Source organism: Streptomyces sp. NPDC046335, from assembly GCF_055587985.1.
The window spans coordinates 1-10,587 of sequence record NZ_JBVJFF010000036.1; the positions used below are offsets into that span (position 1 = coordinate 1).

Annotated in this window: 10 protein-coding genes, 1 tRNA gene and 3 pseudogenes; 6 read left to right on the top strand and 8 right to left on the bottom strand. The window is 68.4% G+C overall.

What is annotated here, in order from left to right; all coding sequences use genetic code 11:
• The 5 genes and pseudogenes from ACZ6JY_RS40530 to ACZ6JY_RS40550 form a co-directional block, all read left to right on the top strand.
• Window positions 1–147: pseudogene (locus ACZ6JY_RS40530) on the top strand (IS5/IS1182 family transposase); the annotation flags it as partial.
• Between the two features lie 241 nt (window positions 148–388).
• A tRNA-Arg gene (locus tag ACZ6JY_RS40535) sits at window positions 389–461 on the top strand.
• Window positions 462–755: 294 nt separating this feature from the next.
• Window positions 756–1,096, top strand: a pseudogene (locus tag ACZ6JY_RS40540) (transposase); the annotation flags it as partial.
• Between the two features lie 72 nt (window positions 1,097–1,168).
• Window positions 1,169–2,149: a threonine ammonia-lyase gene (locus ACZ6JY_RS40545; RefSeq protein ID WP_469204595.1), complete on the top strand. Its 981-nt coding sequence runs from the start codon at window positions 1,169–1,171 to the stop codon at window positions 2,147–2,149.
• A 22-nt stretch (window positions 2,150–2,171) separates the two neighbouring features.
• A complete protein-coding gene (locus ACZ6JY_RS40550) occupies window positions 2,172–3,383 on the top strand; it encodes an IS110 family RNA-guided transposase (protein ID WP_469204597.1) in 1,212 nt (403 codons plus the stop codon).
• 79 nt (window positions 3,384–3,462) lie between these two features.
• On the opposite strand, the pseudogene ACZ6JY_RS40555 reads toward ACZ6JY_RS40550, so the two are convergent.
• The 8 genes and pseudogenes from ACZ6JY_RS40555 to ACZ6JY_RS40590 all read right to left on the bottom strand — a co-directional run.
• Window positions 3,463–3,854, bottom strand: a pseudogene (locus tag ACZ6JY_RS40555) (transposase family protein); the annotation flags it as partial.
• 147 nt (window positions 3,855–4,001) lie between these two features.
• Window positions 4,002–4,181: a hypothetical protein gene (locus ACZ6JY_RS40560; RefSeq protein ID WP_469204599.1), complete on the bottom strand. Its 180-nt coding sequence runs from the start codon at window positions 4,179–4,181 to the stop codon at window positions 4,002–4,004.
• A gap of 178 nt (window positions 4,182–4,359) precedes the next feature.
• On the bottom strand, window positions 4,360–5,049 hold the full coding sequence (locus ACZ6JY_RS40565; protein WP_469204601.1) for an HNH endonuclease family protein: 690 nt from the start codon (window positions 5,047–5,049) through the stop codon (window positions 4,360–4,362).
• A 182-nt stretch (window positions 5,050–5,231) separates the two neighbouring features.
• Window positions 5,232–5,714 carry a GNAT family N-acetyltransferase gene (locus ACZ6JY_RS40570; RefSeq protein ID WP_469204603.1) on the bottom strand — a complete coding sequence of 161 codons (483 nt, stop codon included), beginning with the start codon at window positions 5,712–5,714 and terminating at the stop codon, window positions 5,232–5,234.
• A 189-nt stretch (window positions 5,715–5,903) separates the two neighbouring features.
• Window positions 5,904–6,125: a hypothetical protein gene (locus ACZ6JY_RS40575; RefSeq protein WP_469204605.1), complete on the bottom strand. Its 222-nt coding sequence runs from the start codon at window positions 6,123–6,125 to the stop codon at window positions 5,904–5,906.
• Between the two features lie 158 nt (window positions 6,126–6,283).
• Entirely contained in the window at window positions 6,284–7,189 is a 906-nt protein-coding gene (locus tag ACZ6JY_RS40580; RefSeq protein WP_469204607.1) for a hypothetical protein, read from the bottom strand.
• On the bottom strand, window positions 7,189–7,752 hold the full coding sequence (locus tag ACZ6JY_RS40585; RefSeq protein ID WP_469204609.1) for an RNA polymerase sigma factor: 564 nt from the start codon (window positions 7,750–7,752) through the stop codon (window positions 7,189–7,191). Before ACZ6JY_RS40585 ends, ACZ6JY_RS40580 begins: the two co-directional genes overlap by 1 nt.
• Window positions 7,753–8,393: 641 nt before the next feature.
• Window positions 8,394–8,618: a hypothetical protein gene (locus ACZ6JY_RS40590; RefSeq protein WP_469204610.1), complete on the bottom strand. Its 225-nt coding sequence runs from the start codon at window positions 8,616–8,618 to the stop codon at window positions 8,394–8,396.
• Between the two features lie 796 nt (window positions 8,619–9,414).
• Between ACZ6JY_RS40590 and ACZ6JY_RS40595 the strand changes: the two genes are divergently transcribed.
• A complete protein-coding gene (locus tag ACZ6JY_RS40595; protein WP_469204611.1) occupies window positions 9,415–10,509 on the top strand; it encodes a hypothetical protein in 1,095 nt (364 codons plus the stop codon).
• Window positions 10,510–10,587 lie beyond the last annotated feature (78 nt).

Here is a 10,587-nt window from a genome sequence, read left to right on the forward strand (position 1 = left end):
GATGCTTCGCCCGCCTCAAGCAGTTCCGCGCGATCGCGACCCGGTTCGACAAGCTCGGCGACCGCTACCGTGCCGGAGTAGTCCTGGCTTCCTTGGTCCTCTGGCTCCGCGAGTCCACGGGGTAATCATTTGTCAGACAGGCCCTAGTCGTCGTGTGGAACAGCTTCAAGCCCGACACCTTCCCCTCCTCGGCCAGGAGATTCACAACGCCGGTAAGGTGCGGGATTGTTTCCACGAGGGGCTTCGGAGGCGTGAAGATAATGTGAGACCCTACGTACGGCCTGATCGAGGAGCGCTCGCGTCCCCTGGTCACCGGGAATCCGCGATTCCCCCATGTGTCCCCCACACCCCGGGGGACAGCGCCCAGAAGCTGCGTTTGCGCAGGTCAGCCCCCGTAGCTCAGTGGATAGAGCACGTGCCTTCTAAGCGCTTGGCCGCAGGTTCGAGTCCTGCTGGGGGCGCTCAAGCCTCGGCTGCTACGCCGCAGGATTAGGAGTCTGCCGTTGTCAGCATCCGTGACGAGAACAGCAGCGAGGAGCCGCGTCGTCACCGGTTCGCTCTTCCACCGGGCCACCAGCTGATCGGACTCCGCCAGTCGCCTTTCTATAAACGATCTAAAAGCGTGGGAGCGATAGACCTCACAAGCTCGGTCGGTCTGCAGCAGAGCCGAACAGTGCATCTCAATTCTTTCGCGGCGCGAACGCGGAGGCCGCCTCGCTGATCCCCGACGCTGGACACGTCGCCCAGCGCCCGGCGAGCGCGCCTACGGAGCGAAGTGGCTGAAAGCGACCAAGAAGGTCACCGACGAGACCGACGAGCTCCTCGCGTTCTACGGCTTCCCCGCCGAGCACTGGGTGCACCTGCGCACGACAAATCCCATCGAGAGCACTCTCAGCACCGTGAAGTTGAGGACCAAGGTCACCCGCGGGGCAGGCAGGCCGGCCGCGGCTCTGGCGATGGTGTTCAAGCTCGTCGAGTCCGCCCAGGCCCGCTGGCGCGCGATCACCGCACCTCACCGCTTCGCCTCGTCCGCAACGGCGCCCGCTTCGAGAGCGGTCACCTCGTCGAACGCCCCGAGGAACCCGCCGCAGCGTGACACACATCAACCGACTTACGGCTCCTGACAGTTGCTCATAAACCAGCGCCGGTGGCGCTAAGCTGCTGTGTCGTGCAGGAGACGCGTCGCGACACTGCTCGGATCCGGGCGGCTCGCCGGGTAATCGACCCGGTCTTTCTCGACACTCCGCTGTACCGCTGTGAGGCGTTGGAGCCGGGCCTCGGGTGCACGGTGAGCATCAAGCTCGAAACGGCGAACCCGGTCCGCAGCTTCAAGGCCCGCGGCACCGAGGTAGTCGCGAGCCTGCTGGCCGACAGTGCGTCGCGAGCCGCGGTGTGCGCGAGCGCCGGCAACCTTGGCCAAGCCCTCGCGTGGTCCGGTCGGGGCCGGGGGCTCGACGTCACAGTTGTGGCATCCCGCTTTGCGACTCGGGCCAAGCTTGATCGCATCCGCGCATTGGACGCCGGGTTGGAGCTGGTGGACGGCGACCACGAGATGGCTCGCGAGCGGGCAGCGGCCATCGCACGGTACGACAGCATCAGGCTGGTCGAAGACAGCCTGGACATCGAGACCTGCGAGGGCGCGGCGACCATCGGCCTGGAACTGGTGGACATCGCACCGTCGTTCGACACCGTCCTGATCGCTCTCGGCGGCGGGGCGCTGGCCACCGGCGTGGGTCATGTGGTGAAGGCATTGGCACCCGAAGTCGAGGTGATCTGCGTCCAGCCGCTGGGTGCACCAGCACTGACACACTCGTGGCGCCAACGACGTGTCGTCACCACCGACTCGACCAACACCATCGCTGACGGCGTCGCCGGCCGGCGTCCCATCCCGGCCGTCCTGAACGATCTCCTCCTGGTTGCTGACGACGCCGTCCTGGTCCAGGAAGCATCGATCACCGCCGGTATGCGGATGCTCCTCGACCACGCCGGCCTCGTCGTCGAACCTTCGGCCGCGCTCGGCATCGCGGCGATCCTCGAGGACCGTGACCGCTTCGTCGGCCGACACGTCGTCACCATCGTGTGCGGCAGCAACGTCGACGTAGACGCCTACCACCGCTGGGTCGGCGCGGCTCCCATCCACAGGTCTTGACAATTTCTCTTGGAAGGGTTCGATGTTCGACACCGGCAACGTGGGCGTCTTCCTTGGCATGGACGTGGGCAGGAGCGCCTACCACGGGCACGGACCTACCCAGGCCGGCAAGAAGGTCTTCGACAAGGCCATGCCCAACAGTGAGCCGAAGCTGCGGGCCGTCTTCGACAAACTGATCGCGAAGTTCGGCACCGTGCTGGTGATCGTGGACCAGCCTGTTTCGATCGGCGCCCTCCCGCTCACGGTCGCCCGGGACGCCGGCTGCAAGGTCGCCTACCTGCCCGGACTGGCGATGCGCCGGATCGCCGACCTCTACCCGGGCGAGGCCAAAACCGACGCCAAGGCCGCGGCCGTGATCGCGGACGCGGCCCGCACCATGCCGCACACCCTGCGCTCGCTGGAACTCACCGACGAGATCGCCGCCGAGCTCACCGTGCTCGTCGGCTTCGACCAGGACCTCGCGGCCGAGGCCACCCGCACCTCCAACCGGATACGCGGTCTGCTCACCCAGTTCCACCCCAGCTTGGAGCGTGTCCTGGGCCCCCGCCTCGATCACCAGGCCGTCACCTGGCTCCTGGAGCGTCACGGCTCCCCGGCCGCCCTGCGCAAAGCGGGCCGCCGCAGACTCGTCGAGGCCATCCGCCCCAAGGCCACGCGCATGGCCGCCCGGCTGATCGACGACGTCTTCGACGCCCTCGACGAGCAGACCGTCGTCGTGCCCGGGACCGGCACTCTGGACATCGTGATCCCGTCCCTGGCCCGCTCGCTGGCCGCCGTCCACGAACAGCGCCGGGCCCTGGAAGCCCAGATCACCACCCTGCTGGAGGCCCACCCTCTTTCCCAGGTCCTGACGTCGATGCCCGGCGTCGGCGTCAGGACCGCCGTCGTTCTGCTGGTCACCGTCGGCGACGGCACCGGCTTTCCCACCGCCGCCCACCTCGCCTCCTACGCCGGCCTCGCCCCCGCCACGAAGTCGTCCGGGACCTCGATCCACGGCGAACACGCGCCCCGAGGCGGAAACCGGCAGCTCAAACGGGCCATGTTCCGGTCCGCCTTCGCCTACATGAACGCCGACCCCGCATCCCGCACCTACTACGACCGCCAGCGAGCCCGCGGGAAGACCCATACCCAGGCCCTCCTCCGCCTCGCCCGCCAACGCATCAGCGTCCTGTTCGCCATGCTCCGCGACGGCACCTTCTACGATCCCCGCGTCCCCCGGGCGACGGCTGCATGAACCAGCCCATTGGGAGGCCGACTCAGATCAGCGTCTTGTGTCGTCCGTCCACGCCGCGATCTCCGCCGCACCCCGACGCCTGGGCCTTTATGCCATGGTGCCGCTTCTTGCCGGAGAAGTAGGGCCGGTCGGCTGTGATCCGGTCAATCGCCGGCACCGTGCCGTCCAGGATCACGTACGCCTTCGTGCGGGCCGTCGCTATCGCCTCGTCGAGCGTCGGGGCCTGCGCGGCCAGGACCTCGATCGCTTCGCGGTAGCGGTAGACGGTCGCAATCCCGATGCCGCACCCGGCCGCAAGCTGCGCGTAGGTATCACCGCACCGCAGGTGGGCGAGGGTGAGCAGGGCCTGGCGCGTCCTGCAGTCAACCGCCGCCACCGGGCGCCGATCTCCCGGCGCCGCGCCGCGAGTTCGCGGCTCAGGTGGCGCAGTTGCGCAGTGGACAGATCGATCGCCGACGGGGACTCAGGCATACGAAGCTTCCGGCAGGGCGCGGTGGACCTTGGTCGTGACACCTCCTACCAGAAGCTTCCTCGTTTGCGGAGCTGCCCAACTAACGGACGTCAAAGTCAGGTTGGAACCAGCTCAGTGGGGTATATGCAGCACCGCGGCCGGGTGCGCTACCTGGCGACGGGAACAGTGATCACGAGCCGCTGCAGCTTCCCGCCCAGCGACAAGCGGCCGTGCGGGATGTCGCTGCCCACCGCGCCGGCCGCCTTGGCATCGGCGAGGAACTCGGCGATCTCATCGAGCGTCAGGAACTTGTCGGTACCCGGGACACGGTCGACTTTCTTGGGCATGAGTTGATCCTCTCGCTTTGTCCCACCGCTGGACCGCGGAGAGCAGACGGGTCTGGTCAGCCGCCCCCGGTATGCCCAAGCCGGTCCCCCACGACGGACGCGGCGCAGAGGAGGGAGGGGATGATCAGATGGCTGGCACCGGTGTCCCGGTTCTTACGATGGCCACGTCGGCGGCAGGTCAGGCGCCGTTGGCGTCCTCAGGCACCGGCACGTACTGCACTTCCTGCTGGCCGCACCCCTCGGACAGCTTGTCCAGCGCGGCAACTTCGGCCTTGTCCGCAGTCAGGCCCCAGCGGAGCTTGGTCGCCAGCCAGTCGGCGGTGTAGGTGCAGTAGGCGTCCGCCAGCGGCGGCAGCCACTGTGCGGGGTCCTGATCAGCCTTGGAGCGGTTGCTCTTGGCGGTGACCGCGATGAGGCTGCGCTCGGCCTCGAGGTCGTTGGCGTACGCCTGGCGTCGGGCCGCACTCCACTGCGACGCGCCCGAGTCCCAGGACTCGGCCAGAGGCACCATGTGGTCGATGTCCAGGTCCTTGGGGTGGGTGACGGTCTTGCCGTCGTAGTAGGAGAACCAGGTTCCCGCGGTCACCTTGCAGGGCTCTTCGATGGCGGGCTCGGTGCGGGATTCGTCGATGAGGACCTCGGCGCGGGTGTTGCAGCGGTCGTGGTCGGCGTCGGTCCAGTGCTTGAACTTGGTGCGCTCGTATCCCGCGCGGACTTCCGCGGCGCGCGGCAGTACGTCGACGGCCTCGGCCAGAGACAGGCGGTGCGGCTCGGGTGCGGTCGGCGCGGCGTGGGCGGGCGCGGCGGCGGCAACGGGCAGGGCCAGGAGCGCGGAGGCGATGATGCCGCGCAGCGTGGTAAAGGTCATGCGTCGGTATTAGCCGCCTGGCCGGGGACGTGGCGGGGAGTTGGGTGGCGCGTCACTCGTGCGGGTGGATGAGTCGTACTGGGTAAACGTCACGGCAGATACGGCGGCCGGCATGTGGCCTGTGCGGTAGGCGGGGTGGGTGCCTGTGCTGGGGGCCGCAGGCATGCGGCCCCCTGGACTGGTCAGAGGTGGCGGAAGTACACGGCCGTGGGCAGCTTGACGCAGCCGAGGCTCTCGTAGAGGCCGCGGGCTGGCGCGTGGAACGCGTCACCGCCTGTGCCGATCTCGACCATCTTCGCGCCGAGACCGCGCAGTTCAGTGAATGCGTGCCGGCACAGCGCGGTGCCGACCCGATCGCGACGGTGGTCTGCTGCGACGGCGAGGATCTCGACCCTGCCGTGCCCGCGGAGAGGATCTGCCTGCCAGCCGATGTAGCCGACGATGACGCTGCCGGTCTCTGCAACCGCTACGTACCTGTTCTGCTGCGGGTCGTGCAGGCCAGGAACCTGCCGACGGTAGTCCTCGCGCCAGGTGCCGTGCTGAATGCCGAAGACGGCGTCGCCCACCAAGGGGCGGAGCGACTCTTCGTAGAACGCCTGGAAGGTTTCGATGGTCAGCTGCGTCAAACGTGCCAGGTCGCTCTGAACGAACTCGCGAATAGGCATGAGTGTGCCTCTCACTGAGGAGGGGGAGACGAGGGCGGCTGTGGCCCGCTCGCGGCATGTCGTGGCGGCGGGCCGACCCTCAGTGGCGAGTACGCCAGGAAGCGAAGCACTGCATGCGAACGACGCTAACGGCGTGCACGTGCTCATGCCAGAGGTTTGCCGGCAACGTACAGGTCCAAGGACGAGTTCTCACATGTAGTGCTGCTGAATCCAGTAGCCGAGCAGGCCGGCCGCGGCGGTGCCCAGGCCGTAGCAAAGTCCCCGGAAGGCGTGGGCCGCGGCGGTGCGGCGAAGCTGGTACAGCCGTCGGCGGGTGGTCCGGGCGCGTGGCGCGCTGGTGGGCGGGTGGCCGCCTGGTCCGGTGTGGGCGGCGAAGGGCTCCTCGGTGGGGTTTTCGGGGCGTGTGGTCATCGGGTGCTCCTGGTCTGGGCATGGGTGAGGCCCGCGTGGCCGCAGCGGTGTGATGGGGCGGGAAAGAAGGAGTGCGGCTGGGTCAGCGGGTGGGCGGTGCTGTGCGGTGGTGCCGGGCCGGTGCGCGGACCGGCTGGGCAGGGTTAGAGGGTGTGCGTTTAGCGGGTGAGTTCGGCGGGGTCGCGCATCATGAAGTCGCGGATCTCTGCTTTCCAGGGGACGGGGCGGGCGAGGCCTTCGGCGATGCGGGGCTCGCCTTGGACGGGGCGGGGCAGGTGGTGGTCGGGGTGGTAGTGCAGCAGTCGGGCGAAGGCCCGCCAGGCGCGGGCCCGGGCAAGGGCTTGGGTGTGGGTGTCGTCGAGGGCGTGGTAGACGGCCAGGAGGTGGGCGGCGAGCGGGTCGCCGACGCCGGCGGCGAAGGCCCACCAGAACAGGGCGCTTTCGGTGCGGTCGATGCAGTACAGCAGGCAGGCGAAGGTGCGGGCACCGGCCTGGTTGTAGTCGCTGTCGAAGAACAGCATGTGGTCGACGTCGTCGCTGCGCAGCACCGTTTCGCAGGTCAAGCGCAAGTAGGCGCGCACGACCTGGGGATGAGCGGCGGGGTCGTGGGTGACGATCGGGGTGGGGCGGCGGCGCCGGGTGCGACGGGTGAGGGGGCGTGCGGTGCCGGGGGGGCGCAGGGTGTAGGCAGAGGGGGTGGCTGCCGGTGCCAGGGTCTCGGCGGTGCGGGGCGGGGCGGGGGTGGTTTCGCGCTGGATGCGTGGGGGGCGGGCGGCTTGTTCGGCGACGCGGACGGCCAGGCGGCGCAGGAAGTCGTGAGTGTCGTGAGTGCTGACCATGTCGGTGACAGCGCGTGCCTCGGCCTTGAGGGCGTCGATGACCTCGGTGCAGCCGTCGCCGGGGGGCACCTCGTCCGGCGGGTCGTGGGCGGGGCGGCCGGGCCCTCGTCCGGAACCGGATGCGGGCGCGGGCTCGTGGGCGGGTGTGGGGGTGGCGTCATCGCCGGTGGTGGTGTCCGGGTGGGGCTGCTGCGTGGTGGTGCTGCGCAGCGGACGGTCGGTCATCAGGAATCCCCTTTCCCCGTGCTGGGGAGGTCCATGAAGTGTTTGAGGTTTTTGAGGCCCTTGCAGAGGTTGGTGCGGACGGCTCCTTCGCTGGTGTGCAGGCGGGCGGCGACCTCGGCGGTTGTGAGGTCCTCGGTGTAGCGCAGGCGGACGCACTCGGCCTGCTGGGGAGCGCGGGTCTGCAGCTGGTGGAGCGCCTGCTCGAGGCGGTCGTAGCCGCGCAGGGCGAGCAGGTCGTCGACGGTGACGGGTTCGGCGTAGGCGAGGTCGGCGAAGGAGACCTCCGGGACACGGCGGGCCTGCTGGCGGTAGAAATCGGCGCGTGCGGCCTTCAGCATGGTGCGGGCCAGGGCTATGGGGTTGTTGTGGACTTTGATACGGGGCCATTTACGGCACATGTTCACCGCGGCGTTCATGAGGATCTCGTCGGCATCCTCCAGACAGCGGGTCCAGCTGATGGCCGCGCGCAGGAACTCGTCCTTGTGCTGGGCGAAGAAGCGGACGAAGTCCTCGTCCTGGGCCGGCTGGGCCAGCGGGAAGTCCTGCTCGGGAAAGTCGCTCACCGGGCCCCCTGACTGCGCGGTCCTGCCGCTGCCGCGCGGGCGGCGCGGGCGGCTCCGCGCGGACCGGGACAGTCGTCACAGCGGGCCTGCAGCGAGCGCAGCAGCGCCGACGGTGAGGGCACACATGAGGCCGCGGCGGCCCGCGGGGCGCGGGACGGCGGGCAGGAGCGGTGCCCGGGCCGGGTCGCGGACGCGCCCGGACACAGGCCGCGCCTGCCGGAGACGGCGGGCCGGACCGCGGGCGGCCGGCCGGGGCGGGGCCGGTCGGCCCGCCTGATGCTGAGGTGCCCCACGGACACTCCTTTTCCTGCCAAGTCGGTGGCTCGGCCGCAGCATTGACGGGCCGGGCGAGCGGATGCTCTTTCACCCACCAAACCGCTGCGCACACGCCGGTTGTTAACTCAGCGGACCATCTTCTTAGCGCAGCGTGATCACCCGTCGGTACTCACAGCGCGTGACCTGCACCCCCGTAACCAGCACGTGACTCACATCACACACGCGTGCGCATCCGCACCCTCACCCCCGCCAGCCCGCACGGCGTACCACCGGCGCGAGATACGACCGCACGCAGGTCAGCACCTGACCGCCATGCCAGAAGCCGGTGCGTCCGGCCTGCTCCGCCGGGCGATTTTCGTTCGCGTTCACATCTGCTCATCTCCGACCGGAAGTGACTGCGTGTAGTACACGACGTTCTCCACGCCGCCATCTTTTTGTTCGGGTGGCTGCGCCTGTGGCAGCGGACAGCCGATCAGGCCCACTTCACCGGGCCATAGGGCCGGAGCAGCTTCACCGTCGGCCGTCGTCGTCCCGGTCCACGCCGCCACCGCGCCGCGCACCAGCTGGCGCGTGATGCGCGCCCCGGCCACCGAGACGCGGGTGCCGGCACCCGTACGCGATCCGGACTGGGCCGCCAACCGCACCCGAAGAGAGCACGAACAGACGGAAGGCAACCGACTCCCTTAAGTCCAATCGACCCCCTCAGAGGAACTTCGACAGCGCAAGGCCCGGACCAGGCGTCCGGGCCTTCATCGTGCCCCGGAATCTTTCCTCCCGGTCGCTGCTGTCCAGGCCCGACTTCCGGCCCCACGGGCGGGAAAGAGCCGTGCCCGCCCGGACAACACACAAGCACCCGAGTCCTGTCACGGTCCCGCCCGCCATGTCGAACTCACGCCGTAGGCAGTACCAATGACCACCCGACAGGCACCCGGGGCAACACCCGCGCCGATCGCCACTACGCTGAACACGCCACCCTGAGCCAGGGCCGAAGCCCCACAGGGACGCGCTCAGGCAAAGAGCCGCAGCAGGACCGCCGACCGCGAGGCGCTCATCACCTCCACGCGGACGACACCACCACAGGTGTCCGCCGTCCTCGATCCCTCGGCACCAGGGAGCAGCATGAGGCGTGCAGGCAGCCCCTTCTGTCCTGAAAGTCCATTGACGCGGTTTCGATGCTAATGATCATGTGATGTGCGACTTTGATCACGGTCGATGCGTATCGGCCCTGGACTCGTGAGAGACATGACTACATCGCTTCATGACCTACGCCTGCGTAGATGGCCAGTGGTCGCCCTGGCGGTCATTCTGGCGTCCATATCCCTTCCGGCTTCCTCGCAAGCCAGCGAGCAGGCACCGCAGTTAGAGGTCGTATCGACCATCGGCCCCTTGGACGACTCACCGTTGTTGCTCGAGAACCGGACAGCCCAACACTCACAGCGCGAGCTGACGCAGCCGCAGGCGGCACTCGAAACAGTCGGTCCCGCCGCCCGCTACGCACCGCGGGCCAGCACACCGTCGGCAACGGCACCGCCGGCAGCTCCGCCTGAAGGGCTCCAGCGGGCAGCGGTCTCCCCTTATCCCAATCCCGCGCGCAGCATGTCTCTCAAGGAGTGCGCCAAGGGGATCGGCGAGGACAAGAAGTTCTACATCAAGTCCCGGTTCGCGGTCTGCTCCGCCGCCTCGCTCAACCAGAAGTGGTATGTCAACAACCGCCCCTCGGGCGAAAGTCGGATCAATTTCTTCGCGGTGGGCACGATCGCGTCGGGCAGCCGGACCATGAACGTCCGCCATCACTACACCTTCGAGACGACGGGCACCACCGGAGCGAAAGGCCTCCTTCTGACGCCGAAGGTGACGCTGCCGCAGAAGTGGCCAGCCGCTGCCCGGGTCAGTCAGGGGGGCGACCTGCCTGTCACGCAGAGCTGGGCAGCCCTGGCCGCGCAGAGCGACCCCGGGTTCTCCCACAATGTGACCGTGGCGTCCGGACAGGGAAGCGGCCGCGACGATGCCGTCTTCGCCGTCTTCCAGCCCGAGCTCTCCTTGACGGTGACCGGCGGCTGGAAGATGACAGGGGCGCTGCACGGCATGCCGTTCTTCCTGGCGCCGCGCTGGGACAAGGCCAAGTACCTGTCCGGCGCTGACGGCGGTGCCTCGTTCTCCTACGCAGTGGCGATGCCGTTCAGCACCAAGACCGGAGCGAAGGAGAGGCTCGCGGCGCAGCACATCAAGGACGCCTACACCAAGCCGACGACAACCGAACCGGCCAACACCAAGAAGGACATTCCCGGCCGCACCGCCAAGGAGCCTCTGACGCGCTTGTATCACGACGGTGCCCGCCGTGACGACAACCGGAAGGAAGCGATCAAGGCGTGCAAGGCCAAGTGGGGGGCCGGCTACTCACAGGGCCAAACCAAGCAGTGCGATGAGTTCCCCTTCTCCACCACCTACGAAGGCGCTGCCCAGGTGTCGGCGTACACGTGAACGTGCATGGCTGCGTACGGATGAACGTGCAGAGTTCGTGATGTGCTGAGGTTCAGGGTTCGGCACTCTGCTGCCTGT

Excerpts from the sequence above, each read along its gene's own strand:
- ACZ6JY_RS40550 (WP_469204597.1), top strand. The coding sequence starts at position 2,172 with ATGTTCGACACCGGCAACGTGGGCGTCTTCCTTGGCATGGACGTGGGC.
- ACZ6JY_RS40560 (WP_469204599.1), bottom strand. The coding sequence starts at position 4,181 with ATGCCCAAGAAAGTCGACCGTGTCCCGGGTACCGACAAGTTCCTGACG.
- ACZ6JY_RS40565 (WP_469204601.1), bottom strand. The coding sequence starts at position 5,049 with ATGACCTTTACCACGCTGCGCGGCATCATCGCCTCCGCGCTCCTGGCC.
- ACZ6JY_RS40575 (WP_469204605.1), bottom strand. The coding sequence starts at position 6,125 with ATGACCACACGCCCCGAAAACCCCACCGAGGAGCCCTTCGCCGCCCAC.
- ACZ6JY_RS40570 (WP_469204603.1), bottom strand. The coding sequence starts at position 5,714 with ATGCCTATTCGCGAGTTCGTTCAGAGCGACCTGGCACGTTTGACGCAG.
- ACZ6JY_RS40580 (WP_469204607.1), bottom strand. The coding sequence starts at position 7,189 with ATGACCGACCGTCCGCTGCGCAGCACCACCACGCAGCAGCCCCACCCG.